This window comes from Bacteroides sp. LFL-34 (assembly GCF_027257075.1).
Lineage (GTDB): Bacteria > Bacteroidota > Bacteroidia > Bacteroidales > Bacteroidaceae > Bacteroides > Bacteroides ovatus.
Map to the genome: position 1 here is coordinate 1 of NZ_JAPQKZ010000066.1, position 24,624 is coordinate 24,624.

Annotated in this window: 28 protein-coding genes and 2 pseudogenes; 1 reads left to right on the plus strand and 29 read right to left on the minus strand. The window is 46.0% G+C overall.

Annotated features, from left to right (window positions below; all coding sequences use genetic code 11):
* Window positions 1-127 precede the first annotated feature (127 nt).
* From N5O98_RS24930 to N5O98_RS25050, 25 genes and pseudogenes are all read right to left on the minus strand, one after another.
* A pseudogene (locus tag N5O98_RS24930) lies at window positions 128-403 on the minus strand (IS982 family transposase); the annotation flags it as partial.
* A 59-nt stretch (window positions 404-462) separates the two neighbouring features.
* Entirely contained in the window at window positions 463-1,347 is an 885-nt protein-coding gene (locus N5O98_RS24935) for an IS1595-like element ISPrsp1 family transposase (RefSeq protein WP_009017594.1), read from the minus strand.
* Between the two features lie 246 nt (window positions 1,348-1,593).
* Entirely contained in the window at window positions 1,594-1,905 is a 312-nt protein-coding gene (locus N5O98_RS24940) for a hypothetical protein (RefSeq protein ID WP_081032677.1), read from the minus strand.
* Window positions 1,906-1,928: 23 nt separating this feature from the next.
* Entirely contained in the window at window positions 1,929-2,519 is a 591-nt protein-coding gene (locus N5O98_RS24945) for a DUF4948 family protein (protein WP_009316585.1), read from the minus strand.
* 70 nt (window positions 2,520-2,589) lie between these two features.
* Window positions 2,590-3,138 carry a hypothetical protein gene (locus N5O98_RS24950; RefSeq protein ID WP_117678524.1) on the minus strand — a complete coding sequence of 183 codons (549 nt, stop codon included), beginning with the start codon at window positions 3,136-3,138 and terminating at the stop codon, window positions 2,590-2,592.
* Between the two features lie 144 nt (window positions 3,139-3,282).
* Window positions 3,283-4,293, minus strand: coding sequence for a hypothetical protein (locus tag N5O98_RS24955; protein WP_009316587.1), 1,011 nt, complete (start codon window positions 4,291-4,293; stop codon window positions 3,283-3,285).
* A gap of 75 nt (window positions 4,294-4,368) precedes the next feature.
* Window positions 4,369-5,064: an Imm19 family immunity protein gene (locus tag N5O98_RS24960; RefSeq protein ID WP_117678525.1), complete on the minus strand. Its 696-nt coding sequence runs from the start codon at window positions 5,062-5,064 to the stop codon at window positions 4,369-4,371.
* Window positions 5,065-5,145: 81 nt separating this feature from the next.
* On the minus strand, window positions 5,146-5,586 hold the full coding sequence (locus N5O98_RS24965; RefSeq protein ID WP_269496138.1) for a hypothetical protein: 441 nt from the start codon (window positions 5,584-5,586) through the stop codon (window positions 5,146-5,148).
* A 66-nt stretch (window positions 5,587-5,652) separates the two neighbouring features.
* Window positions 5,653-6,771, minus strand: coding sequence for a tyrosine-type recombinase/integrase (locus N5O98_RS24970; RefSeq protein ID WP_009316590.1), 1,119 nt, complete (start codon window positions 6,769-6,771; stop codon window positions 5,653-5,655).
* Window positions 6,772-7,068: 297 nt separating this feature from the next.
* Complete coding sequence (locus N5O98_RS24975) at window positions 7,069-7,608, minus strand: toxin-antitoxin system YwqK family antitoxin (protein ID WP_230324552.1); 540 nt, start codon at window positions 7,606-7,608, stop codon at window positions 7,069-7,071.
* The gene (locus N5O98_RS24980; protein WP_009316592.1) at window positions 7,605-8,360 is read right to left on the minus strand and encodes a DUF4261 domain-containing protein; all 756 of its coding nucleotides are present in this window, start codon (window positions 8,358-8,360) and stop codon (window positions 7,605-7,607) included. Before N5O98_RS24980 ends, N5O98_RS24975 begins: the two co-directional genes overlap by 4 nt.
* 145 nt (window positions 8,361-8,505) lie before the next feature.
* The gene (locus N5O98_RS24985) at window positions 8,506-9,426 is read right to left on the minus strand and encodes a hypothetical protein (protein WP_004328541.1); all 921 of its coding nucleotides are present in this window, start codon (window positions 9,424-9,426) and stop codon (window positions 8,506-8,508) included.
* A 50-nt stretch (window positions 9,427-9,476) separates the two neighbouring features.
* Entirely contained in the window at window positions 9,477-9,743 is a 267-nt protein-coding gene (locus N5O98_RS24990) for an immunity 17 family protein (RefSeq protein ID WP_004328542.1), read from the minus strand.
* Window positions 9,744-9,754: 11 nt separating this feature from the next.
* Complete coding sequence (locus N5O98_RS24995; RefSeq protein ID WP_117515219.1) at window positions 9,755-10,213, minus strand: hypothetical protein; 459 nt, start codon at window positions 10,211-10,213, stop codon at window positions 9,755-9,757.
* 35 nt (window positions 10,214-10,248) lie between these two features.
* The gene (locus tag N5O98_RS25000; RefSeq protein WP_004328544.1) at window positions 10,249-10,902 is read right to left on the minus strand and encodes a hypothetical protein; all 654 of its coding nucleotides are present in this window, start codon (window positions 10,900-10,902) and stop codon (window positions 10,249-10,251) included.
* A gap of 37 nt (window positions 10,903-10,939) precedes the next feature.
* Window positions 10,940-11,968, minus strand: coding sequence for a DUF3137 domain-containing protein (locus tag N5O98_RS25005; protein WP_004328545.1), 1,029 nt, complete (start codon window positions 11,966-11,968; stop codon window positions 10,940-10,942).
* A gap of 3 nt (window positions 11,969-11,971) precedes the next feature.
* Window positions 11,972-12,532, minus strand: coding sequence for a LemA family protein (locus N5O98_RS25010; RefSeq protein ID WP_009316594.1), 561 nt, complete (start codon window positions 12,530-12,532; stop codon window positions 11,972-11,974).
* Window positions 12,533-12,546: 14 nt separating this feature from the next.
* The gene (locus tag N5O98_RS25015; protein ID WP_018665638.1) at window positions 12,547-13,254 is read right to left on the minus strand and encodes a hypothetical protein; all 708 of its coding nucleotides are present in this window, start codon (window positions 13,252-13,254) and stop codon (window positions 12,547-12,549) included.
* A gap of 46 nt (window positions 13,255-13,300) precedes the next feature.
* On the minus strand, window positions 13,301-14,329 hold the full coding sequence (locus N5O98_RS25020; RefSeq protein ID WP_009316596.1) for a DUF1266 domain-containing protein: 1,029 nt from the start codon (window positions 14,327-14,329) through the stop codon (window positions 13,301-13,303).
* 41 nt (window positions 14,330-14,370) lie between these two features.
* Window positions 14,371-15,342 carry an ankyrin repeat domain-containing protein gene (locus N5O98_RS25025; RefSeq protein WP_009316597.1) on the minus strand — a complete coding sequence of 324 codons (972 nt, stop codon included), beginning with the start codon at window positions 15,340-15,342 and terminating at the stop codon, window positions 14,371-14,373.
* A gap of 10 nt (window positions 15,343-15,352) precedes the next feature.
* Window positions 15,353-16,912: an ankyrin repeat domain-containing protein gene (locus N5O98_RS25030; protein WP_009316598.1), complete on the minus strand. Its 1,560-nt coding sequence runs from the start codon at window positions 16,910-16,912 to the stop codon at window positions 15,353-15,355.
* The gene (locus tag N5O98_RS25035) at window positions 16,909-17,388 is read right to left on the minus strand and encodes a hypothetical protein (RefSeq protein WP_224241379.1); all 480 of its coding nucleotides are present in this window, start codon (window positions 17,386-17,388) and stop codon (window positions 16,909-16,911) included. The genes N5O98_RS25030 and N5O98_RS25035 overlap by 4 nt, the downstream gene beginning before the upstream one ends.
* A 998-nt stretch (window positions 17,389-18,386) precedes the next feature.
* Window positions 18,387-19,406, minus strand: a complete 1,020-nt coding sequence (locus tag N5O98_RS25040; protein WP_009316601.1) for a hypothetical protein — start codon at window positions 19,404-19,406, stop codon at window positions 18,387-18,389.
* Between the two features lie 15 nt (window positions 19,407-19,421).
* A complete protein-coding gene (locus N5O98_RS25045) occupies window positions 19,422-21,011 on the minus strand; it encodes a phage terminase large subunit (protein ID WP_004303996.1) in 1,590 nt (529 codons plus the stop codon).
* A gap of 5 nt (window positions 21,012-21,016) precedes the next feature.
* On the minus strand, window positions 21,017-21,451 hold the full coding sequence (locus N5O98_RS25050; protein WP_009316602.1) for a DUF5675 family protein: 435 nt from the start codon (window positions 21,449-21,451) through the stop codon (window positions 21,017-21,019).
* A gap of 136 nt (window positions 21,452-21,587) precedes the next feature.
* Between N5O98_RS25050 and N5O98_RS25055 the strand changes: the two genes are divergently transcribed.
* The gene (locus tag N5O98_RS25055; RefSeq protein WP_008142902.1) at window positions 21,588-21,869 is read left to right on the plus strand and encodes an HU family DNA-binding protein; all 282 of its coding nucleotides are present in this window, start codon (window positions 21,588-21,590) and stop codon (window positions 21,867-21,869) included.
* Window positions 21,870-21,892: 23 nt separating this feature from the next.
* Here the strand turns inward: N5O98_RS25055 and N5O98_RS25060 are convergent, their stop codons facing one another.
* The 4 genes and pseudogenes from N5O98_RS25060 to N5O98_RS25075 all read right to left on the minus strand — a co-directional run.
* Complete coding sequence (locus N5O98_RS25060) at window positions 21,893-22,129, minus strand: hypothetical protein (protein ID WP_009316603.1); 237 nt, start codon at window positions 22,127-22,129, stop codon at window positions 21,893-21,895.
* Between the two features lie 296 nt (window positions 22,130-22,425).
* The gene (locus tag N5O98_RS25065) at window positions 22,426-22,602 is read right to left on the minus strand and encodes a histone H1 (RefSeq protein ID WP_009316604.1); all 177 of its coding nucleotides are present in this window, start codon (window positions 22,600-22,602) and stop codon (window positions 22,426-22,428) included.
* Between the two features lie 178 nt (window positions 22,603-22,780).
* Complete coding sequence (locus tag N5O98_RS25070) at window positions 22,781-24,058, minus strand: phage integrase SAM-like domain-containing protein (RefSeq protein ID WP_004293508.1); 1,278 nt, start codon at window positions 24,056-24,058, stop codon at window positions 22,781-22,783.
* A gap of 243 nt (window positions 24,059-24,301) precedes the next feature.
* Window positions 24,302-24,511, minus strand: a pseudogene (locus N5O98_RS25075) (glycoside hydrolase family protein); the annotation flags it as partial.
* Window positions 24,512-24,624 lie beyond the last annotated feature (113 nt).

Here is a 24,624-nt window from a genome sequence, read left to right on the forward strand (position 1 = left end):
AGGGACTGTTCTTGAATAATGGAACAATCACTCTTTATTATCTGCTACTAAAATATAACAATTTACTGATATTCAATACAATAAAAAGTCAAGTTGGGATAATATTTTGGTTTGGATAATTGCTCTTATCCGAAATTTCGGATAAGATCAGCGACTCACTGTCAATACCAACAGCCTCTGATGCCATGTTCAAAGCCACTACTTCAAGGTCTGAGAATTTAGGGACGACTCCTCGTCTTGGTACATTCCCGGATTCATTGACTAAATTGCCGGCAATTTGCTTGCATATGTTCAGTAATTTTGCGAATATTGCATATAAGTTGTGCATACGATATTTGTCTATTAAAAGTTTAGTCACCTTTAATTTACTAAATATCAACAATATGCACAACTTTTTAAACATAAATCTTTTATAATTTATAGGTATAGGCGTTTAGAGCGCACTACATTCACAGCTGATTATCAGTCAGTTTTCTTTTGACAAATCATTCGACGAAGTAGCATATCGAAGATTGTGTCCATATTATTACGGCGGTTGAACCTGAAATGATACTCGTCAAGGTATCCTTGAAGATGCTCTTTGGAGCAATGGTGGTGTATTCCACGCAACCATCCCTTTATGTTCATGATGTGAATATGAATCTGTGGATGCCCTTTGCCCTTATCCGAAGGGCGTTGCTCCAATTTTGGATAATCTTTCTTTAACGGCAGGTAGCCTGACCATTCATCGGTTATGACTTTTGCGTCCTTTGATATGTATCTGTCGAAGAACGGACGAAAAGAACTTGCCGAAGCATCATCTATCACTTGGGCATACGCACGTCCCACGCCGTCTCGGACAATCTCCAACGCGACTATCACAAGCTTCTTTTTGCCTTCCGTGCTTCGTCCAATGATTCCTTCCTCTTCTCCTCCGATATAAAACTCATCGACATGTACCTCTCCTTTAAGAGGATAATTACCGCTGCTCCGCATGGCTTTCTGTATCTTACGCTTGAATTCCCATACGGTTTTCTGACGCATACAATATTCTTCCGCCAGTTCCAAAGAGGACATCCCTTTCTTCTTTGTCGATATTTTGAAGGCTATGTGGAAAGCGTAGACAAGCGGGAATTTTATCTTGTCGAACATGCTTCCGCTGGTAACGCTCTCGTCATACTTACAGCGTGTACAACGGCGAGAATAGGGATATCTGTCATTGCAATAATTGGTATGACCGCATTTCTTGCATTTGAAGCCGTCTGCCCACTTTATCGAGGACAAGTACTCAAGGCATGAGGCATCATCGGTAAAACGACTATAAAATTTGATTGATTCCACTCCTTTGAATTTATCGCGTTGTTCCATGCCTGCAAAAGTAGGCAAAATCCATAAAGTTAGTGCGCACTAAACGCCTATACCTATAATTTAATTCCGCCAACAGGTATCATAAGGAAGAAACTTCAGAACATTCGGTCTTCCTTTTTTCTATGGTATGCTCAAAAGCATTTTTTGGGGATGCTTGTTTGGACGTTCTCCCTAAGGTCGGTGGAGCTGTCTCGCCCGAAAGTTTCCCGGCGTTTAATCGTTAGTTAGGGACAATAAAGCAAACCCCTATCCATAAATGACTATACAATTCCAACAACATCGAAGTAGTGTCAGTACAAAATGTACCAACAGTATTTTTCCGCTATACTTGAAACGATAGCAGGCAGATGCGACAAAGCCGATGGCACTCCAACCAATCGCCACCCGGCTTGTAAAGATATAGTTTTCGGAAGATTCATAGCTCCAACCTAATCCTTCACAACCTATCGGGTAAAGTTCTGGATGCTTTGAGAATTGTATAGAATCACTGACAACCATCCACAGCAATAGCAGACAGCATAGTCCCCACAATATCCTTAATACCAATCTTGATTTCATATTGTTTTGTTCATCATTTCAGGTTATCGTAAATGGTCTAACTCGATGTACCAACCTTCCTTGATGGGCTTGTAAAGCGTGGTGTCGTTGTACGTCCTGCGGTAGATCTCGTTTAGGTCGCCATGTTCGGTGATACGGATATTCCGACGGCTTCTCAATCCGGGATCGTAAACGAAACTCTTGGACGTTCCTGCATCTACGATACTGTGGGAGTAGTACGGCATAAAAAGGCTCACATATACCGAATCTGCCGTTTCCCATTCCCTGCGATCAACAAGGATAAAACCGCATCCAATCTCTGATAACAGGGAGTCGAGTAGGATTCGGTCTGGCTTTAACAGCCCATATACCGGGATGTCTTGTTCGTCATTTGATTCATAGGATGTATCACTTTGCTCTATTGAATCAAGTATAATGATCCCGTCAGGAGAAAGTGGCGGGTAGTGAAAACTACCTTCTGAACTCTCTGACATGATTTCGTACACCTTACGGAACGCCGCCTCGTGCGTGGCAAAGTGGCGTATCATTTCCTCATCGCTTGGCGGCATAGGCGGTTCTCCGCAGCTTGCAAGAAATAGTGTAATAAGAACCCCGATTACGTAATACATTCTCATGTTCTTCCAGTCTTATAACTACTTTAATAAGTAAATTAAGAAATTGCTTTCGCTATTTTGCCATTGAGTTTTACTTTCTCTTAAAATCGTATTTGGAATAAATCATGTCAAAATTTTCATTCTGTTCCCATGAATATCCGTAGAGAAAGAGCAACGTGTTTTCTGCTCCGCACAAAACCTCTGTCAAACCGTTATCGGACAAGATTTCTTTTACCTTTGGATATGTTAAATAGCATAACTCAATGTTTAATAGCGATGAAATGTGATCGCGTTGGGCATCATCTATATTCAAGTGGATGGCAGTAACGTTTGGCGGGACAGGGAGTTGTGATGTCTCAAATTTTATTTCATCATCAGGATGTTCCTTGAAATACTTTTCAATCTTTCTCATAACAGCTTTGGTTACATGTTGGCACAGCGACAAATCACATGTGGACATTTCCATGTTAAATTTGAATGTATTGTTGAAAGCTTTCTGTAGCACAGCTTCAACACCAATTGGTTCGCCTTTGTGCAACCTGTCACAATCGAATGGTGAGTACTTCGGATGCAACTCTTTCACTTTCCAATAACCCGTTCTATATTGTGTAACCCAATCTCCAATATTGATTTTTTTCATGGCATTATTTTTTTTGTTCAATCTTTTCCTTCAAGCTTTGAATGTTCAGCAGGGAATGGCTTACCGTTATCCTGCGTTGTTATCAGTATTATATCTTTTTCATTATTTAATCTAATGGTTCTTAGTTTATTGTAGTTAAAACAATTATTCTAATTGTGTGTCTGTCTTCATTTCTCTCTGTTTGCTTTCCCTTATCGCATCTATCTCTTTATAGGTGTCGTCCACAATTTGATGGGATTCCGTATTTAGTTTCTTTGCATATTCCTGAACAATAGAATTTATTTCATGATAAATCCAGGCGGCTACAATCAGTATTGCAAAGACAGCCAATATTTTCTTTATCGGTTTGAAGCGGAGCAGATAACCTAAGAAGGCAAACAAGATATAAGCGATGTATATATACCCGGTATTGAGAGTCCTGCCAAAATATTCCAGTCTATGACGTCGCAGTTCGTTTGAAGTTTCCCATGCACCGATTGCGTGCTGGTACAATTCTGTATGTGCTACCAACCTCAGACTGTCTTCGTTGGCAACAGGATGAACGGCATCTTGATACACAACTCCGATTTCTCTCAATCGGTAGCTGTCATAGGCTTTTGATGCTAAGGTATCCGGAAGTATTGAGAGCAGCAGACCGCATGTGTCAATATCAGCCTGAAAAGATGTTTCAAGAGAATCAATCTGGGCTATCAGCTTTGTTTTAGACATAGACATCGGCTTTTTGTTCAATATCTGTTCTATGCTTATACCGTACTTGTCCGCCAGTGACCGGGGATAGCTGTGGTTCATATCAACTATTTTTCCGACGGATATGACCATCATCTGTGGACGCACAAACCAGTCATAATAATAAGTCATTGCCGACAAAGGAAGGACAAGAATCAGACCGATTGCCAATGTCCGGAAAAAACCGGTCCACTTTTCTCTATCCATAGCCCAAAAGACCAGGAAGGTTGCAACGCTCAAACTGTATGGAATCAGAGATGTAAATGCTGTCAGTCCTAGCTGCACACAAAAGCTAAGAGCTTCTTCTGTAGGCAGATCATAAAATGTACCTTTGTTCACTTCCTTGATTACAAGTCCCGCAAAGCCACACGCCACAGCGATAGTAAAAATCACAATAAAATAGATGCAATTCTTCTTCAAATGTTTCATATTCTTTTTACTGATAATGTTCGGTGGCTAACCGACCCTTATCTGGGGAGGTTAAGCCGCTTGTTAGTTGCATATTTACAATTTTGACAAAAGAGTATTCAGTTCTTTAATATCTTCTTTATCATCTTCGTACCTTAAAGCATTTCTATAAGAATGATTACTTAAACAGATAATTCCTATTTCGGGAATATCTAATATATCAGAATCTGGTATTGACAACCCATACAAGATACATTTGCCTATGTACTCAGAATGTTCACGAAATAGTGGGATTTGTTGCAGCCTTTGGACTATTTCATTAAGTGTATCCTCTTTCTCTTGTTCTCTGATTGCACACAGAGGCAACAGAAGATGAAATAACACATCTCCATATTTTAACTCTGCAATACGCATCAATTCTGGATATGTGAGATATTTCAAATGAAAGTTGCCACTAACCTCACCAATTACAAAATCATTCAAAAAATAGTATGTACTACAAGGATGAAATTCCATTGTCAATGTAACATCACTGCCGATAGGAAGTGTTAGAGTTCTTGGATTTTCTATTTCACCTTGATTTTCGGATGTTTCCAATTCAATTTGAGATAGCCAGCCCCAATATTCCTTGTACCTCTTTTCATCTAACAATGCTGGTGCAAGTTCTTCATCCCATACTTCATCAAAATTCACATCCCTTTCTTCATCAAAGGCTTGAATATGATGATGCAACATTACGTTCCAAAAAAGCGCATTTGAGAACGAATATTCTTTTTCTGATATTACATTCATTTTTGTTTCGTTTTTGACTGCAACTAATGTTTGGCGGATAATCGACCTTTGGGGGAGATTAATCCGTATGTTATCGTTCGGTTATCTTGTTTCTATCAATTGTCCTATTTCTCCAGTTTTTATGTTAATGGAAAAGCGAAAATCACAATTTGATATATTGATGAAAAAATATAAACTTCCATTTTCAATTCTCACATCAACGAAATGTATCTTTACGCCACCATAATATTTACTCCCATAGATAGCAATAAACAAATCAGACACATTCCAAATTATTAGATTTGTTCCGCTTAAAACATAAGCTGAATTGTATCCTGCAGTATATGGATTTTCAACAACACCGATTACATTATCATGTTCTGATAAAATAGCGCACAAACCACCTTTTTCTTGTTTCCGATTATACATACTTCCGTTACATTCCCATGTAATTTCAATAGGAAGAAAATCGCCAATGGAGTTACGTGATGTTGTACTCAGAGAAATAGGGCGAATATATTTAAATGACTCTATTTTATTCATTTCATTTATTTGTTTGAACGATAACGTTATACTATCAGCCGATTTGGTTGTTATTTTCTTTAAGTATCAGACCTCGTCTTCCTCCATCAACAGATCGTCCAACGGGCTTTTGATATTGCTTTTGAAAGTGTCGGCTATGTGGACATACCTTTCCGTTGTCTTGATGTTGTTATGTCCCATAAGCTCTTTCACAATTTTGATGTCGGTTCCTTGCTCCAGCAAGTGGGTGGCGAACGAATGGCGCAGCAGGTGCGGATAAATCCGTTTCGTGATTCCCGCTTCCCGAGCCGCAGCCTTCAACCGTTTCGACACGATACTCTCGGTGAAAGGTTCGCCCGGTCTGTGTTCAAAGAGCCACACTTTCGGTTTGTATAGTCTGTTATATTCCGTCAGCTTTTTCATCAACGGTTTTGACAGCAGGGTGTAGCGGTCCTTCTTGCCCTTTCCCTGACGCACCCGTATCAGGGAGCGGGGTTCGTTGATGTCGCCGGGTTTCAGTTCCAGCAGTTCGCTGATGCGCAACCCTGCGGAGTAGAGTATGGAGAACATACAGAAGAAACGCAGGTCTGTCACTGTCACGTCGAGTATTTTCTTTATTTCCTCCTTGCTCAACACGTCGGGCAGCGTCTTCTCCCGTTTGGCACGGTTCACCTTGTAACACCGCCGTTCCTGACCGAGAACTTTCTCGTAATAGAACTTGATGGCGTTGATACGCTGGTTTTGCTGGCAGGAGGATATGTTTTTCTCATGGATGAGATACAGCAGGTAGTCGTTTATCTCGTCGGGAGTAACCGTTTCAATCTTACGCCCCTCGAAATATTGTTGGAAATCGCGGAAATAGGAGGTATATACCCTTACGGTATGGTCACTGTAACGCACTTGCTGGAGTTTTTCCAGATAACCTTCCGGCAGTGGCGGCCGTTTGTCTTCCTCTTTACGGGGTGCGGTTTCCTTGATGGCGGAATAGTCTATAAACGCCATTTTCACATAGCGGTCGAAGAACTCGGCAAGCACGAAATTCTCTGCCGGCAGATAAGCTCTGCCACCGACAAGCAGTACGTTTTCTTCCTTCGACAGCGACAAGCGGATGTCATTGTCATTACCGAAAGTCACTTCGACAAATTCTCTCCCGTTTCTTACCACAGGAGAAAGTTTGATTTTGGGTTTTGGAGTATATATTTCCATGTTTTTTAAATTTTACCGGTCCCACTCGTTCAGGATTTCTCCGCTTATGATATCATATCGTATCCAGTGTCCCGTCTCGCGTCCCTCGGTGTATTCGCCTTGGACTGCGATATCGTCCCGGTCGATTTCTTTCCACGAACCGTGCTTGTAGCCGTTCTTGTACGAGCCGGATTTGTAGGCGTACAGCTTGCCATGTAGGTGGGCCGTGTATTCGTAGGGGCCGTCCAGTTCGCCGTTCTTATAGTGGCTGACGGTTTTGCTGACCCATCTCTCGGTGGTATCCTCGCTGATTTTCCATTATTTTCCCTCTTTCCGGTCGTCGGTATAGTTTGCCTCGTAGATCTGCTTGCCGCTTTTCGGGTCAAAGCGTTGTTCCTTGCCGTTCCGCTTGCCCTGCCTATATTCCTGAACCATGTCCGGCTTCCCGTCGCTGAACCATGTCCTTACCGTACCGTCTATCTTCCCGTACTGCATGGGTGCTTCCCGTTGCGGTGTCTTTCCGTCCTGATGATAGGAAACGAACAGACCATGCCGTCTGCCGTCGGTATACTTGCCCTTTTCCCGCAGGCTGCCGTTGCGGAAACGCCTGTACTCGCCCTGCATAACCCCTTTGGAAAAATGCACTATTTCCTCATCCTGCCCCCGCAAGATACGGAATTTGCCCGATAGCGGACGTTTTCCGCCCTTCAGATAATGGACGACTGTTCCATGCTGTTCGTCCGTGGTGGTTCGCAAGTCACCGGATTCCACGATCCGCTGTGCGAAGGCAGAACAACACAGCAGCGTGAGAACGATGGCCGCAAGCATTTTTCTTATGTTTCCCTTTACCTTTCTCATTCGTCCGGATATTCAAGTTTCAATGTCATGCCGTCCAAAGCGATGCCTTCGCTAAGCGTGATGGCAAGTTTCTGTTCTTCGGAGCATCCTATGGTTTCCCCGTCCTGCAAGGTGACATCATCCGACAGGATATAATGCACGATGTCCATTAGGAAATCACGGATGTCACTCAGATCGGCAGGGGCATACACTTCGATTTCCTCTTTCCCGAATTTTCTCAGTCCGTAGGTATAGATGCCGGGGATTCCTTTCTGTGTGCGGTAGATGCCGAACCATACCCAGTCCATGACGGGCAGTTCATCTTCTTGCAGGAGTGCGGCCATATCCCTGTAAAATTCGGGTTGGAACACCATACCGTCGGTATATACCGCTGTAGCGTAGGACTGTTTCAGGCAGGAAGACGTGGCTCTGGTGAACAGTTTGGCTCTCTCCAGCAGGTTGGATTGGTCTCCGGTCACGGATACGAGGATATGAGCCTCGTGTTGTCGTGCCACTTCTGTTGCATCTTTCCACAGGTAGTTGCCCTGTGCATAGTGTTCCGCTTCTCCGTTGGGTACGGGACCGGGCATGATGGCTATTGCCAATGTCATGCCGCTGAACATTCCGACAAGTACGTCCCCGTTGTCGTCGTCATCGGTAAGGACGATTCCCCAGTCTTCCTCGAAGTCATGGATGAACTGTTTCTTGTCCCATTGATTTTGTGAAAGCAACACGGACGAGACAAAGCATCCTTTGATATTATCCTTTTCCATATAGTTCTTTCTTTTTGAGTCGTCAATTATTGAAGATTCTTGCGCAAGATAGGTATTTTACCCTGATTCCTTGGTACTTTCATCTGTTAATATACGATAAATGCAGGCCCTGCCTGTGACTTTACAGATAAAGGTTGCGCTCCGTTCAATAGATGCGCACATACTGTACTTCCCCGTCAAGCAGTTCAACATAGCGGTTGTCGGAAAAGCGCAATGTCTCCAGAGTCCTGCCTTCCTTCTTGACTTCCGATTTGTGGTATGGTTCGCCCCACGCGGCGATGACCATTTCCCTCGTCATGCCGGTATCGACCTTGCGGAAGGCAATCAGCTTCCCGTATTTCTCGCCGTACCGTTTTTCCAGCTGGCCGATACGTGCCGTGCTTACAAACTCGTACACCTCGTCACCGCCTATAGGAAATGCTTCCACACGGACACCGTCAGCACCTTCCATCAGCAGAAACGCCCCGTCACTGTTCATCTTCAGGCCGATGTCCACACAACGGTACTCCGCACCTTCAGCCGGGGTGATTACCTGACCGTCCTCGGTCTCGACGGCCTTGGCAAGTGACAGGAATGTCTGTCCGACAAAGCGTTTCAGTTTCTCATAATACCCTATACAGGTCATGCTCAGCGGATACCTGAATGGGTTGTAATACATCTCATCACCGCTTTCTTTTTCACGGAGCAGCAGGCAGCATCCAGCCGACAGGTAGTCTGTCTTTGTCCAGACCTTCACTACCTCGTAATATTTCCCCACTACCTCTTTAGAAGGGGTGGTACTGATGTTGACCGCCTTGTACACCGTTCGGTCATCCCCGGTAAGGAAATTGACCGTGTAGAAAGCATCCCAGTAGCCGTTCCTGTCATTTTTTACCCCATGCATGTACAGGGTCTGTCCCGGAAGGGAAGTGAAACTCCGCTTCTCCACGTTCGTCAGGCTGTCATAGGGGTGGGCATTTGTCACCGTGTACTCTTTCAGTCCATCGTTCTTGGGAACGATGTTAAGCTGTGCATGGGCATACATCACCGTGCACAGGAAGAAGGTTATAATTGGAATTGTTTTCATACTCAATCACTTTTTAAGTTTACAGGTGGCATCCGGGAAAGAGCACTCAGCTATTTGCCGGAAATAGAGAACAGGTACAGAGACAGTCCTATCCCGACGGCAAGAATCACTCCCAGCCAGAACCGGAAAGTTTTCGGACCGAGCAGATTCATCCAGAAGTTACCTCCTGTACTACCCGGACGGGAATACGTCCACTTCCAGCCACAGATGACACCGACAAGCCATATCAGAAGCAGGCCCGCCACGACCAGATAGCCGTAGCGGGGTTCCTGCTGTATCAGATTCGGAAAATCCTTTATTTTATCCAACCATTCCATATCTCACCGGTTTATTTTTTCAAGAGCGCCGCAAATTCTTTAAGCTGTGGCAGTCCGTCAAAGAAATCAACGTCAAATTTGGCCGTTGAGCCGTTGGCGAGGGTGATTGTCAGAATACCATTGTCGTAATTGTAGTTTGAACTGGATATTTCCGACAATGTAAAAGAACGCATCTCAACATTTCCTTTCACGATGACCGGGTATGTCACCTTATCGCCGTCAACCGTGATGATACAGCTTTTGGCAGCCAACTTGCGGGCCTTATGTATCTTCCGCCAGGCTCTGAACAGCATGTACAGTCCGACAAGGGCAAGGATGATGGCTGTTGGTAACGGTCCGAGGATGCGAAGTGTACCGACTTTTATACCGAAAGGATAAACTACCGGTACTATTATCAGTCCGGCACCGACAAGGATTTCAGTCAGATCGTCCTTGATGGACGATTTGGAAGAATAATTGAATGTAGCCATATTCGGATATTAGTGAAGTTATTCGTTCGGTGATATTATTTTATGAAAAAGTACCAGATAAGCAGAGCCGCGGTGATGATTATGGACAGGACCGTCATGGCCGACCTGTATTTTTCGACAGCAGGCGATTCCTGCGGAGCTTCAAATTCCAGTATCGTAGGTGCTTGGCCTATCGCGCTATTAGGAATAGCCTCTATCTTGAACTCGTTGGGCTGTTTTTCAATGCCGATCAAGGCATAGGCACAATCAAGCTGATTGGCCTTTCTTGGCGAGAATACCGATTTGCTGAACAGGATGACGCCGTCATAATGATCGCTTATTTCCATTACCGAATCCATATCCCGTTGTCCTGTCAGTATATGACGGCCTGTATCAGGATCTACTATGTAATAGTCATAGCCACAGGACTGTACGGAATCATAACGGATTTCACCGATTTCCAGCGTATCCACTTCAGCCTTGATGCTCTGAAGGGTGGCCTCGTCAATTTCAGTCCCTTTCAACGGGCAGGCATACAGGCAATAGCGGCTGTCTTCGTGCATCACGGTTCTGATGGGATAGAGGTTTACTACTTTGCGGTTTTCCAGTTTGAGGTATGTCTTAGACAATTTGCCGATTGCTTTCCCGTTATAACCGGCCGGAACAGCACCTCCTTCAAGAATGGCTGACAGATTTTTAAGTTCGCTCATGTTGTAATTCTTTTTATTCGTTTTCGATTATTGTTGATTATTTGATTCCATTTTCTACAGTGAGACAGAAGTTCACCTCCCTGTACAGTTGTTCCAGCAGATGTTCGTCATCCAGCGACTTCCTGCCGGGACGTAAGAAACCGTCCGGAGTGTCGGATGCGTAGTAGAACATGTTCCCGTTGAAGGAGAGCATCAGGTCACGGCTGAAGGATTTCCGCAGGGCGGTCAGCTTCCGCATCATCGCCGGGGTGAGCACCATGCGGGCTTCCACCTCGTCATCCGCGTACACGGCAAAATGCCTCTCGAACTCCGGGTCTTCCAAATGTACGAATTTTGCCCCGTACTTTTCCTTCATTCCCTGGATTGTTTGCGCCAGGTAGCCGATTTTGTTTTCCAGATGGTCGGGCAGCAGCATCACGTAGCCCCTGAAGGTGCGGTTCAGCTTGCAGCACCCGAACATGCCCCTGAAACTGTGCATCGTGCTCTCTATCCTGACTCCGAATATCGGACGGATAAAATACTGGTACGGCACTTCAAGGAAGTTGAAGGCCGAGAAATCTTTCGAATTGGCTGAAGTCACACCGGCATCCACGACAGTCATCATGTCATTTCCGACGGGAATGTCAAGACGGCCGTAACAGGTCGAACTTACCGAATTGCCCGATGACAATGCCGTTCCGAACAGGCGGCTGTCCGCAAAGACTTTCGGCTGTATGGAACCGGAAGGATTGTACCTTGCTCCCGGGAACAGCAGGTAGATGATGTGGGCCATCGTGTAGGTTTCCCTCTTGTTCAGCGCGGCAAAACATTTCATGAATGCGAAATGAAGTACAAAAAATACGGCAAAGCCTATCATGAGGTATTTTCCCGTGGTGACGGAAGTCTCATAGTCAGTACGGTCCACGAGGAATCCGCCGAAGATACAGAAACCGAACCACACGACGGTACACAGATAGACAATGGAGGTCAGGATGCGGAACACAATCCGGAGCATCCTGATACGGGACATCTCTTTCTTCATGTGAAGGGAAATGCCCTTGAAATCTATATTCTGACTTTCTTCCATGCTTTACTTGAATAATTCTCCCACTTTCACTTCCTTGATCTCACTTTCCGGGAACTCTATCAACTCCTGCTGCTCATGCTTGCGCCAGGATGCGATTATCGACGACGGAAACATTTCAATGTAATTGTTATAATCGGTAGCAGCGGCATTGTAGGTGCGCCGGATTGCCTGCAGCTCATTCTCCATGTCCTCGATCTGGACCTGAAGATGAAGGAACTGCTGGTTCGCCTTCAGCTCCGGGTAGTCTTCCACCGCCACATTCAGTCTTGACAGAAGCGAGGACATTTCCGTACCGCTTTTTATCTGCTCGGACTCTGTAGCGTTCGAAGCCCTTGACCGCAAATCGGCAATGCGGGTGAGAATCTCATTCTCGTGCCCCATGTATGCCTTTACGGATGCGACAAGATTGGGGATCAGGTTATTCCTCTGTTTGAGGACCACGCAGATACCGCTTCTGCATTGCTTGACCCGGTTCTTCTTTGCAATAAGGCTGTTGTTAGTGAATACTGCCCATAAAATAATTATGAGCAGTACCACGATAATACATATAACGGCTATAATCATATTTTCAGATGGATTTAGACATACAATTCAGCCGGTATGACTCTGATTGTCCCTTCCCAGTAGAAGTGGGGGACGATGCCGTCTGAAGGAAGATAGCCTTGGGGAAGTTCCTTGTAATAAAGGACAAGTTTCCTTACTTCCACATCGGCGCCTTCCACGATTTCACCACTCAGTTTCACGGTTGACCAGCAGTCCTCCTCCTTGGCAAGACTGACTACGCCCTCACATCCGGGAGCTACCGGCTGCCTGCCTTCACACATGTTGCGCAGCTTTTCCATCACTCTCTTCAGCCATTCCACATCGTTCATGTGTCCCTTGTCCAGTGCGTATATGCCAATACCATGGAAAGAGTCGTCCTTGTGCTTCACGCCTTTCCACGCCTCTGCCGGGGCACTGACAATCCCCGCGTAAACGATATATCCTTCCGTGAATTTTCTCAACCACTTGCTTTTGCCCAGCCATGGTGCCTTTCCTGCAAGTTTCTTGAAGAACTCGGTCTCAGAACTGCGTGGCGTCTGCATGTACGGTTTCATCTTGTCAAGCTGTGTCGGGTTCTTGTACAGTTCCCTGTCTCGCTTGGCTTCTTCGGCCTCCTTTGCACGCCGTGCGGCCAGTTTCTCCCTGTATTTACTTACGTCAAGACCTTGTGCTTCCATTTGGTCAAGATCATTCTCTGTCATGGTTTTCTCCCATTCTGTTGCTGCATTTTTGAAAAGTGCCATAATCGTAAAACTTTTAAGATATTGTTGATCCTATTTTTTTCGGATTCTACCATTCGATTGCCTTCCAAGGGGAATCTTCTTTATTGAGAAGCGCTCCCACGACTTCATCCGCAGTCTCGTAGTCATCTGTTTCGCCTCTCCATATTCCGCGTCCCACGGCAAAGCTGTTGCCGTATTCTTCCCACGAATTGAAGGATTCCTTGGCTATGCCGGCAGTGGTTCTGATGGCTTCCCACATTTCGTCTTCATTGATGTAGCCGCAGATGAAAGCCCAACGGGCCATGTTCACGGCACGTACAAGGTCCCATGCCAGCACGGTTTCGGGCAGGTCCGCTTCCGTCGTTTCATTTACTCCCATTACAAATTCAGCTATCGTGAACGCATCGCCGATCTTGCTGTCCTCGTCCGCCTTTTCTTCCTCGGTGATGGCCTCGATTCCACGCTGGCGGATTTCAGTCAAGGCCGGATCCGCACCGGCATGTTGGCCTTCGTTCAGCAGCCATGAGATGGTCTCCAGGGCACTCTTCCTGTCAGTAACTTCCCACCATTCCTCAAGCATTTCCTTAAGGGTGTCCGTGCCTGCTGTACTTTCAAGGGAGTCCACGTTGTCATCGTTGTATAGGAACAGAGGTGCCCCATAAGCCAGAAGTCTGTTCTGTTCAGGTGTCAGGCTGTTGTCGCCCTTGCGGGTGATTTCCCAACCTGCATATACGTCAAAACCGTCCGAGAAATCCGGTAAACCTTCCGGCATGAATCCGGCATTCATTGCCTGCTGCATCATGTTCCCTGCGAACTCGATGTTTTTGCTGTAGGTCTCCATTATCGCCTCGGGATCCTGGGCGGATTCTGCCATCATCTTTGCCTGGTATGCCTGTGCCTCCGCAACTCCCGGGAACATCTCGGCCGAGTCCTGCATCAGCTTTTCATGCATCTTCATCAGGTCGGTGCCTTCAAATCCGGGTACGTTGCCATACAAGGCTTGCGCCTGTTCCAGTGCTGCTTTCATGGCCTGAGCCTGTGCTTCTCTTGCGATTTCCTCGGGTGTCTGAGGTGTCTTCTTGGTTTCTTCTGCCATATCTTTCTAATATTAAATTTGTTAATGAATATCTTACCTGTTTATTCCGCTCCGTTTTCAAGAAGTTTTTCCACGATTTCGTTGAAGCCGCGCTCTCCTGCATAGTACAGGGCGGTGTGCTGGAGGTTGTCTGAGATGCTAACATTCGCGTGAAATTCAAGCAGGACGGACACAAAATCGTTGTGGCCCTCCTTGGCTGCAAGAATAAGCGGGGTTTCCCCGTTGTCATTCTGTGCGTCAACCGCAGCTTTGGCCTTCAGCAGAGCCTCGCCTATAAAGCGGTTACCTGAAATGGCCGCGTAATGTATCGGGGCATTGCCGCTCAGCATAGCTTTGCCGGGATCGGCTCCGGTCCCGAGAAGAAGGTTGACCATGACAAGATTCCCCTGCATACAGGCGAGTATCAGCGGAGTCTCTCCGCCGTCATTCGTCGAGTCAAGCATGGACTTGTCTGACAGGAGCAGCGTGCGGACAATTTCACCCTGTCCGTTATACACGGCCTGATGAAGCGGGGTGTTGCCACGTGCATCCCGGTCATTCCCGCACGAGAGTCGGGCGACCACTTCCCGCAGCCCGTGGGCTGTGGCATAGTCGATGGCCTTGTGGCCGGAGGCATCGGCGACCTCCGTATCGGCTCCCTGATCCATCAGGAAAAGGGCGGCATCTGTACGCTTGTTGTCAAGCAGGCATATTAGCGGGGTTCGTCCTTCATTGTCCGTCACGTTGATGTCGGCCCCCTTCTGGAGCAGCTTCCCGAGGATTTCCTTGTTGCCGCTCCGTGCCGCCGCGTGGAGCGGGCTTTCGGAACGGTTGTTGATACATGACGCGTCGGCATCGTTGTCAAGAAGCAGAGCCACTATGTCCCTGTAACCTTTCTGACAGGCATAATAAAGAGCAGTGTTTCCTTCCTGATCCCTTTTGTTGATGTCAATTCCTCCCTTTTTCAGGAATATCTGGACAATGCTTTTCTGCCCGTTTCGGCAAGCATTGAGAAATGTCTGGTTGTTGTCCATATATCTTTGTTTAAGAATATTTCAATAATAGTCTTACGAGATTGTCATTGTTGTAGTCTGCCGCCACGTCCATGGCCGTTTTGCCTTCATTGTTTACGGCATTTACGTCAGGCAGCTTGAAGTCCAGCAGGAGTTCAATCGCTTTCTGTGCCATGCTGTCACGACAACATGCCGCCACATAATGCAGGAGGGTGTTTCCCCGGTTGTCCGTCTTGTTCACGTCAGCTCCGGCTTCGAGAAGCTTTTCGAGGATTTCCGTGGGGTCGTCAGAACCGGCTGACCAGCCGTAAGGCACATATTTTTCGTTCGCCTTATGACCACCGAAGAGAATCATCATGGGAGTTTGGCCGGAAAGATTGGCGGCGTTGGGGTCGGCCTTTCCCTTGAGCAGCCAACCGAATGCCGTTTTACCCAACCTGTAGCCGGTATGGCGGCAGGAAAGGGCAAGTGCCGTGTTGCCTTCCGTATCAACAGGAAGCTCGGGATTCCAGCCTTTTTCCTTCATCAGGTCAAGCAGCCCCTTGTAAACCTCGGTATCCTTGCAGAAATAATCCTTACTCACCCATACCGAAAAAGCCGTCTCTTCATTCGGGAAACGGTAATTCGGATTCGCTCCGCCGTTCAGAATCATGGCCGGAGCATCCTGTATGCTGTCAAACCAACTGAACGCACAAGCGAGGGGCGACTTGCTTTCAAAGTCATACATATCCTTGTGCTCACACACCGTCTGCAGGTCTGCACCCGAACGCAGAATGGCATCCAGTGCCTCCATATCCTTCATGTACATAGCCTGGAATATGTCCATGTTGCCGTGCAAGGCCGAAAGTTCGTCAACATCGGGGTCGCTTCCGGAAAGGAAGGCCGCGATCTTCATCGCCTTGTTCTCTATGGCGGCATCCCAGGCTGTCTTTCCACTGTTTGACTTGTCTTCCGGATCGGCCTTGTCTTCTTCAACAAGCCTTCTGGCAAGTCGGTAGGCGGTTTCGCCATCATCCTCCAGCCTTGCAATCCTGCTCCTGATTTCCTCTATCTTGTTTTCGGGGTAACGGTATTGTACGGATTCGTCCAGTTCCTTTTTCGCGAACCGGATATCCCTTCTGATGTCGCCTGAAGCGGCACAAAAACCGAAAAGCACGTTCTCGCCGTTAAGGTCGGTTGAGTTGACGCGTGCTCCGGAATCTATGATCGCTTCCGCCATCTTGAAATGACGGTTCCTTATGCACTCGATAAGGGCCGTCGTATTCTTGGCCGAACGCGGTATATTCGCTCCTTGTTCTATGAGCATGACGGCTATTTCTTTCAGTTTGTCTTCATCTGCACAGCCGGCACTGGTTCTGCCGAGGATATGAATCGGGGTGGAACCGTTTGCATCCTTCGTGTTGGGTTCGGCATCACGTTCAAGAAGTATCTTGACCCCCTCCGTGTCTCCATACTGGCAGGCAAGATGCAACGGAGAACGGTCTTCGTACTGTTCGTCGCTGTCATCGACGGGCACTTCCCGGAGCGCCTGATGAATTGCATCCTTCGGCTGACTTGTCGAATAAAGTCTGTATATGTCACTGTATTTCATGGTTGTATGTTTTTTATCAGTTCTTCAATGTGTTGATATTTATTGCCCAAACGGGCGTGGATAGTCCGCACCTCCGTGTGCAGGTGCAGTCTGGCCGACACTTTCGCTTTCAGCCTCAACAGTTGTACGGCGGCGAGGTTATCGGGAGCATCCTCCGGCATGGGACAACCGGCAGGGCTTTTTTCGTATTCCCAGCGGAGGACGGCTTCCGGCAGGTTTTCCGGCAGACGTTCCGTTAACGGTGGCAGCAGCCTCTCCGCTTCCAACAGCAGGGAACGGCAGTCATTATACAGAGAAAGGTAGTAGTAGCATAACGCCTTGTTGTAAAGTGTCGGCAGGTCAGACTTTCCTGCCTGCGTGAAACAGGAGAAGGCAAAGGCATATTCGCCACTTACCATATAGGTAATACCTGCGGAAAAAAGTTCTTTTTTCTGGGATTCAGGCATGGTTTGTTTATTTCCATATATTCCAATCATAGATACTTAAACACTAAAAGAGATTTCAGACTGTTATGGGTGGAAACAAAAAACCGACGATATTCGGGCGCAGAGAACGCTCCCCAGTACCGTCGGACCATAAAAATATCCTGCCTTTTTTGAGACAATATGGCAGAGGATGAGTATTTATAGGAACTTTTGTCGTAAGACAAGGATAACCCCGGATAATTGATTCCGGTAATCCATTGTAAATTAAATGTTTTATTATATATTGACGCGCGATAATTGTGTGTGTGTGTGTGTGTGTTTACACGAATTTTCCACACTGCCAAATTATTAATACACTTTTTAAGGGAATATGTAAGGTAACTAATGCACACAAGAAAAACGTCCGCTTTATGCGAAGCTTCGCTCAAACAAATATCATTTGTTAAAATCGAGCGACATTTTACAATGTATCCATTGTCATACATATCAGTTTATTAGAGTGAATACTTCTTCAAATACAAAATTAGAAAAATGTTTTGTTCTGCAATGAAATAACCGACACTTTTTTCAGGGAAAAATAAAAATGGCTTTATTATAATTGCCTTGTACCATAGAAAACGGGCAGAGAGCATGCAGTTGCTCATCTGCCCGTCCTGTAGGGAGAACCGTTTCATGCCGCTATCGGATTCACTTTCAATGTAGTCTGAAAGATGAACGCCTCTACTTTCATGTTGATTATGAAACATTGTTGGTGTGCGTGATAAGACTTCATGCCTTATTCAAACCTAAATCCAACGGGCACAAAAACAAGTAAATAATTATTCAATGTCTTGAGATTATTAAATACCGCAAAGGCAGTAAGGAATATAGCAGATTGGATTATTCTAAAAGGCCAAATTTATATCTTCTTTTGGCGGCATATTACAAGGAACTTGCCACCCGTTCAGGGGGGCTCTTGTGGAAACGGAACTAACAAACAAGCAGTAATTTCGTTTCTTGTTCATGGTAAAGACTACGACAACAAATCCGGTAGCGGTATTTACTGTTATTTAGGTCAGCCACGGGTTTCGATACGGGTCATAATCTGTTTGGAAAGTAGCCAGTTGCCAATCGGTAACCGGCTTTTTCGTGTCATCGACTTTACGGGGGATTTGTGGATTAAGTCGCAATTTGGCGGCATCATTAAGCCATTTCATGCTGTCCTCGTAATCGCGCATACGGACAACACTGACATTATTCGGGGCAATGAGTTTCGTGAGCTCGTAGATAGCCAATCGAACCATATGCTTCTTGAGGTTGTAGTTTCGTGGATCGTGTAATGATAGGTTTAGACCGACTTGCGGCGTGTCCGCGTTCACATCCGTTTCCGGGTAAAATACCCGTCCGTCATAAACTACATATTCGTGTTCCGACAATTCGTAGGCATTGTATGATGAATCGTAATCGGCTATGGCTCCCCAACAGTCGGACACCATAGGGTCAAGATTGCAATCGAAACAGTCAAGCGTCATCAAAGTATAGAACGCCCCTTCATATTCAACGACTGACCACAGAGGATACTCGACAGGCTGCCATAACGTGACTTCCGTCTCGATCCAACCGCCGACCATCGGGATACGGATATCATCGAACTTGTACCCGTTTTCGGCAAGGCAAATATAGACAACACCGTTGTAGTTTACTTTATCACCCGGATAATAGGTGTTGAACTGGGAGTAATTTACAACTTGTCCCGCATCGACGTGGATATCGGAACACTCTTCCCAATAGATTGCCGTTGCCGGCTTGCGATAGCCGCTGACGGAGCGTATCACCTCATGGATTTGTCCCTCGAAATAGACATGCACACCCACGGGATAGGTAATTCGATGGTCGTATTCGGCGATATATTTTCCTTTTGCAAGTTCCTTTTCAATCTCGTAGTTCTCTGACAAATATTCCACAATGCTCATCTCCGCCGATTCTTCCGCCTGGATGAATCGTGCATCATTGCCCCGCGTGAGTTGTGCTAGTGCTTCCGGAGTAATTATCCCAAGATAGTCGTCATTATTGAGAAACCGTCTGTACATATCCTTGTTCCGTTATTAGTATGAAAATCCTTCCTGAATTACCGATGTGGAGACCACATACCCGTTCCCGTCGCCTCCGCTCTTGAACTTGTACCAGCTGTCGCGCAGGTAGTAACAGAGCAGGTAGTCAAGGCAGTCGGACAAGTGTCCATACCGTTCATATTTGACACCGGTTTTCGGGTCGGTGGTCTTCTGTTTGCTCTTGGTACCGTCCTCGTTACGAAGCTGGTAAATCAGATCCTGGGTAAGTTTGCGACATTTGATATCGATTTGTATCTCCCAGCCTTCATAGCCCCCGAATACCTCGTTGACGAACTCGCACCGTGTAGCCTGCGGAGGCTGCTTGCGTAACAGCTTTACCTTCGGTCGCAGGATTCCTCTGCCGAAAGTGTCCGTGATGATGGTATAGTTGTTGATGCCGTCCTCGTTGGTGGTGGAGCGTTGTAACCCGGAAGGGTCACCGGTCACATCCACTCCGCCAATATGCTTGTCCCGGTAAAGTTTTAAGCGTACTTTCCGTGCCAACGCAGGTGTGTTGTTCTCCTTTTCCTCCGGCTTGCCGAGTATCTCTTCCAGTATATAGACCTTCCTGTTTTCATAGTCTATTTGTGCGGAGAGCACCGACATTTGGGGGGCAACATTGAAGTCCCACACCGTGATGAGCGGCTTGGTCGGATCGTATGCTTTTTCTTTCAGTCCGGTAACGAGATGCCGGGAGCCGTCGAAACTGTTATAAATCGCCATATCGTTGGCTTCCACGAAATCCCAGTTGCCATAGAGCAGGCGTTCCTTTGTCGCCTGGTCCCGGATCTTGTTCAGGGCCGCCTCGTACACCTGACGGAAAGCGATATTCGGGTTGTCAAACACGGAAAAAGGTATATACGCTTCACCCTCGCGGCAGATGACCTTGTCTCCGTTTTCGTCCTGCACGAAGCGGGAACGCACCCAGTTAATCGTCGGATTGGTGGTGAGCAGCATTCTCGGGGTCTTGAATGTCTCATGGGTTCTCCAGCGGAGACGGGAGAACAGTACTTCGACGGCCCGTTCCGAGATTTCCGACACCTCATCCACCATGGCGATGGTATATTCCGAAGAGCCGAAACGCTCGAAGTTGGGGTCGCTGGGGATATCCGCCATCTCCTTCATGATGATGACCGAGTCATTCCAGAATGTGAGCGTGCCTTCGAGGTTGTTTATCTTGTAGTTTGTATCCTCTTTCAGTCCCCAGTCCTTCAGAATCGACTTGATGGTGTTCCATGTCGATTCCTTTAACGACTTGAGTGTCTTACGGGCCACCACCGCACGGATATTCTCGAACCGAATACATGAAGACACCAGCCAAACGCTGCCGATATACGATTTTCCGCCGCCGGCCGCTCCGCCTCCCAGTATCAGCTGCGGCAGGTTCTGCGACTTGCAATGCCTGCATTGAGGCCTGTACTGAGGGTTGCCTTGCTGGTCATAACCGATAAGGATTTGCTCGATCTCCCCGCCACAATGGGGACAATAGTTCGGTTGCAACAGTTTCCAGAGTTCATACTGCCGTGGGGACGGTTTGAACTCGATGCGCAGGTTTCTGGGTGGTTTGAGCCTGTTGACCGCCATTCGATTTATATAATCTGAATGGTTATGTCCCTTTCGGACTCGAGCATGGCATACAGTTTTTGGAATGTAGTACGGGATTCCAAAACTTTTCCCTTGACCGTATTCTTTCCCACGATGATACAACCGGCGGAATCTCCCTCGGTGTTGCCTGAATGGATCAGGATGCCGAGGAAATGAGGTACATCGTGCAGATATGGCATTTTTTTCTTGTACTTGGGGCTGTACTGAAGGGTAACTTTATAAGTCCCGGCAGGAATGGCGGTCTTGGAATAGACCTTTTCCTTGCAGGTACAGGAACGGCCGCGAGGAGTATCCGGACAGGTTGCCGGAAGTTCCCTCACGGCATCTTCGATGGTATTACAGAAAAATTTGCCGTCGATGGACAGGTCGCCTATGGTATAGGTCTGACCTTTGAATTTGCGGTTGAGTGTCAGCTTCATACTTCGATACTATTTGTATCGAAAGAGTAGAGACGGACGCCGGCTAATGTTTATTATATGTGTTTGTAAAAGGAGGATATTTCAGGAAATGATGTATCTTTGTGAACGGATTGACAGTATTTAATCAAGAGTTAATATGACAAAAGCGGATATCGTCAGGGAAATAGCAACGCAGACCGGTCTGGAGAAGCAGGTCGTGTTACAAGTTGTCGAAGGATTCATGGATAGCGTAAAGTCTTCCATGATAAACGGCGAGGAGGTTTATCTTCGCGGCTTCGGTTCTTTTATCATCAAACACCGTGCGGAAAAGACAGCACGCAACATAAGCAGGAATACCACGATAATAGTGCCTGCCCACAATATCCCGGCATTCAAACCGTCAAAAGCCTTTGCAGGAAGGATGAAATCAGACAAATAAGGTGATTATATGCAACAGGAGCGTTATTCAGATGCTCCTGTTACTTTATACAGGGCAACGAGGTTGGTATTGTCCGATTGGAACAGGAAACGGCCGTTGCTTAAAAGGCATTCGTGGATGGTGTTGTCATTAGGATCCGACTCCAATAAAGCCCCCGCCTTGTTTTCATCGATAAGCAGCATTTCTATGCCTTGTACGGTGGCGGCAGTTGCATCAGCAGGAATTTTCAAAAGTTCATCCATCAGATTCATGTCGTTCATAATATCTCCGTATTTGGCTTGAGTCCCGTCAAGCATTCAATGTACCAAGACCAAAAAGCGTGGGACATAACCCGTAGCACCGAGGTTCTGGTAAACCTATCCGCAAACAAGTTAAGCCCACGCAAAAGCATAGGCGAAAACTGTTTGTCCTGCGGATAAGTGAAATTTACCAGATTTCGGTGCATGACAAAAGCTAACGCTTTCCGTATTTTATTATGTCGTTCTGCCAATATGGTTTTTATGCCGCATCTGCAGAAGAACCGGCCATTATGTGATAACGACCGGACGTGTAAAGGTTATTTTTTAGACTCTTCCAAGGAAAGCTTACGAAACTCTTTCATCAGTTTTTCCAGTTCCAACGAGGTCTTACGGGCACGGGTCCCTGCGGCCTTGTTGCCTTTTTCAATCTGAAGTGCCGCATCCGTGGAGAATGTAGCATATACTTCCTGTATTTTTGAAACCAATTCTTTCATATAAATTCTATTTAAGTTATTGACCACAAAGGTAATGAAAATAATCGAGAATAAGAGCGATTTTGTCAATATTGCAAATATCACATTGGTAATCAATGACTTTTAACAGCCATTACACCGTATGATTTATCCATCAGAGAAATTGTCAAGGTGTTTACAACTTTATGGATATGTCTGGTCAGAACATTTCTTCCATCTGCCGCTTGATTTCTTCCCGCTTTGTATTCTTGTAGTAATGCTTATAGATGGTCAATGGGCTGTTACCAGCCATCTCTGCAACCACATACGGATTATTACCGGCATCTACCATCTTCGATATGAAAGAGCCACGGGCGGAATACCATGTGATGTTTTCTTTAATGCGCAGCATCTTGCATGCTTTCGTCAAGGTTTGTGAAAGGCGTGTGGAAATTTGCTTGACACGTGTAGTCTTCTTGGAAGTGGTCGTGTGTTTATGAGTAAAAACAGGAAATACATAATTTCCATAACTTTGCCCACGGTATTTATTCATGATGGCTTTTGCTTTACTGAGTAATTCCGGTTTGGCTGTTTTGGGAAACTTGATACGTTCATAGACGATGCGGTCTTCCTGGACCAAATCCCATGTCAGGTTACATACATCGACATTCGCCATACCTCCGGTATAGTAGCTGAACAGGAACAAATCAAGATGCAACTGCTCTTTTTTCGTAAACAAGGTACGGTCAACATTTGCGATTTTAGCTATGACTGTTTCCGGAACTGCTCTTGAAGTGGTTTCCGGCCAATTAATATCATCACCGAGACAGAGGAAGTTATCCATATTCACCCCGTACATCTCTTTCTTTTCTGCCTGCCTGCATACGGCACGGAGCAACCTTAGTTTGTGTGTAAGTCCGGCCTTGTTGCCATTTCTGATACCTCTTTCTTTAAGCCAAAACGCAAAGTCAAGAAGAAACTCTTCTGTAATATCCGTAAAGAAATAAGAGGAAAAGGCTTTTTCATATTTTTCCTTTGTAAACGCCTGCAGTTCACGCTTGAGATAGACATATCGTTTAGCATTGGTCGTGCTGTCGACAATCTGACCGTTCTTGATGCGTTTCTTGTTTTTGAATGTCTCTTCAAGATAATCGATCATCTGCTGGACACTCTTTACTTTGACCTCGGGTTTGGCCGCCTTGATTTCATCGAAGCAATGTGATAGCTGGACGGGCGACCAGTTCCTGCCTTCCATCTCCCAGGTATCGGCGACATGCAGATATTTGGTTCGCAAATCGAAAAGCAGTTTGTTCTTGGTAGTGGCCTCCGCACTCCCTACACGGAAACTCTGAGACTTGACATCCCAGTCTTTTAATAGCCCTGTGATGTTTATAACCTTCGGCACACGGGCGTAACCGGTCTTGAAGAAAATTATCTCCAGCTTGACCATCTTGGTGTCTTTCGGGTTCTGCTTACCCCTGATGTTAATCGTGTACATAGACTGATAACGAGTTAGTTAATGACTTATTATTAATTCGCATTAGTAGGAATCAATTGGTATTAATTAACCTACATAGAAACCTACATGAAAAGAGTAGTTTCCTTAGCGAAATAATGTTTATACGGATAAATCCGTACTTGTGTCATTTACTAACTCGTTATCAATCAACTATTTTTCCTAATCACAAAAGTTGTGTCCGAAAAAAGGGTGTGCCATATAGAAATATCCTCTTTCTTTTAATTATTTGATATACAGCAATGCGAACTCCGCCTTTCTCCGCTTGAGCAGCATGGCATGCCGTTTCCCTTTATAGTTACAGAAAGCGATATACTCCCGGTAGATGTTCCTGTCACCCGCCTCCAGCTTTCGGATTAGCGTGCTTTTGGGTATCTTCCCACTCCCCAAAAGACGGTACGGACCGACATTGTAGGCGAGCGTGGCAAGCAGAAGTTATCCAAACCAAAATATTATCCCAACTTGACTTTTTATTGTATTGAATATCAGTAAATTGTTATATTTTAGTAGCAGATAATAAAGAGTGATTGTTCCATTATTCAAGAACA

Excerpts from the sequence above, each read along its gene's own strand:
- N5O98_RS24935 (WP_009017594.1), bottom strand. The coding sequence starts at position 1,347 with ATGGAACAACGCGATAAATTCAAAGGAGTGGAATCAATCAAATTTTAT.
- N5O98_RS24940 (WP_081032677.1), bottom strand. The coding sequence starts at position 1,905 with ATGAAATCAAGATTGGTATTAAGGATATTGTGGGGACTATGCTGTCTG.
- N5O98_RS24945 (WP_009316585.1), bottom strand. The coding sequence starts at position 2,519 with ATGAGAATGTATTACGTAATCGGGGTTCTTATTACACTATTTCTTGCA.
- N5O98_RS24950 (WP_117678524.1), bottom strand. The coding sequence starts at position 3,138 with ATGAAAAAAATCAATATTGGAGATTGGGTTACACAATATAGAACGGGT.
- N5O98_RS24955 (WP_009316587.1), bottom strand. The coding sequence starts at position 4,293 with ATGAAACATTTGAAGAAGAATTGCATCTATTTTATTGTGATTTTTACT.
- N5O98_RS24960 (WP_117678525.1), bottom strand. The coding sequence starts at position 5,064 with ATGAATGTAATATCAGAAAAAGAATATTCGTTCTCAAATGCGCTTTTT.
- N5O98_RS24965 (WP_269496138.1), bottom strand. The coding sequence starts at position 5,586 with ATGAATAAAATAGAGTCATTTAAATATATTCGCCCTATTTCTCTGAGT.
- N5O98_RS24970 (WP_009316590.1), bottom strand. The coding sequence starts at position 6,771 with ATGGAAATATATACTCCAAAACCCAAAATCAAACTTTCTCCTGTGGTA.
- N5O98_RS24975 (WP_230324552.1), bottom strand. The coding sequence starts at position 7,608 with ATGAGAAAGGTAAAGGGAAACATAAGAAAAATGCTTGCGGCCATCGTT.
- N5O98_RS24980 (WP_009316592.1), bottom strand. The coding sequence starts at position 8,360 with ATGGAAAAGGATAATATCAAAGGATGCTTTGTCTCGTCCGTGTTGCTT.
- N5O98_RS24985 (WP_004328541.1), bottom strand. The coding sequence starts at position 9,426 with ATGAAAACAATTCCAATTATAACCTTCTTCCTGTGCACGGTGATGTAT.
- N5O98_RS24990 (WP_004328542.1), bottom strand. The coding sequence starts at position 9,743 with ATGGAATGGTTGGATAAAATAAAGGATTTTCCGAATCTGATACAGCAG.
- N5O98_RS24995 (WP_117515219.1), bottom strand. The coding sequence starts at position 10,213 with ATGGCTACATTCAATTATTCTTCCAAATCGTCCATCAAGGACGATCTG.
- N5O98_RS25000 (WP_004328544.1), bottom strand. The coding sequence starts at position 10,902 with ATGAGCGAACTTAAAAATCTGTCAGCCATTCTTGAAGGAGGTGCTGTT.
- N5O98_RS25005 (WP_004328545.1), bottom strand. The coding sequence starts at position 11,968 with ATGGAAGAAAGTCAGAATATAGATTTCAAGGGCATTTCCCTTCACATG.
- N5O98_RS25010 (WP_009316594.1), bottom strand. The coding sequence starts at position 12,532 with ATGATTATAGCCGTTATATGTATTATCGTGGTACTGCTCATAATTATT.
- N5O98_RS25015 (WP_018665638.1), bottom strand. The coding sequence starts at position 13,254 with ATGGCACTTTTCAAAAATGCAGCAACAGAATGGGAGAAAACCATGACA.
- N5O98_RS25020 (WP_009316596.1), bottom strand. The coding sequence starts at position 14,329 with ATGGCAGAAGAAACCAAGAAGACACCTCAGACACCCGAGGAAATCGCA.
- N5O98_RS25025 (WP_009316597.1), bottom strand. The coding sequence starts at position 15,342 with ATGGACAACAACCAGACATTTCTCAATGCTTGCCGAAACGGGCAGAAA.
- N5O98_RS25030 (WP_009316598.1), bottom strand. The coding sequence starts at position 16,912 with ATGAAATACAGTGACATATACAGACTTTATTCGACAAGTCAGCCGAAG.
- N5O98_RS25035 (WP_224241379.1), bottom strand. The coding sequence starts at position 17,388 with ATGATTGGAATATATGGAAATAAACAAACCATGCCTGAATCCCAGAAA.
- N5O98_RS25040 (WP_009316601.1), bottom strand. The coding sequence starts at position 19,406 with ATGTACAGACGGTTTCTCAATAATGACGACTATCTTGGGATAATTACT.
- N5O98_RS25045 (WP_004303996.1), bottom strand. The coding sequence starts at position 21,011 with ATGGCGGTCAACAGGCTCAAACCACCCAGAAACCTGCGCATCGAGTTC.
- N5O98_RS25050 (WP_009316602.1), bottom strand. The coding sequence starts at position 21,451 with ATGAAGCTGACACTCAACCGCAAATTCAAAGGTCAGACCTATACCATA.
- N5O98_RS25055 (WP_008142902.1), top strand. The coding sequence starts at position 21,588 with ATGACAAAAGCGGATATCGTCAGGGAAATAGCAACGCAGACCGGTCTG.
- N5O98_RS25060 (WP_009316603.1), bottom strand. The coding sequence starts at position 22,129 with ATGAACGACATGAATCTGATGGATGAACTTTTGAAAATTCCTGCTGAT.
- N5O98_RS25065 (WP_009316604.1), bottom strand. The coding sequence starts at position 22,602 with ATGAAAGAATTGGTTTCAAAAATACAGGAAGTATATGCTACATTCTCC.
- N5O98_RS25070 (WP_004293508.1), bottom strand. The coding sequence starts at position 24,058 with ATGTACACGATTAACATCAGGGGTAAGCAGAACCCGAAAGACACCAAG.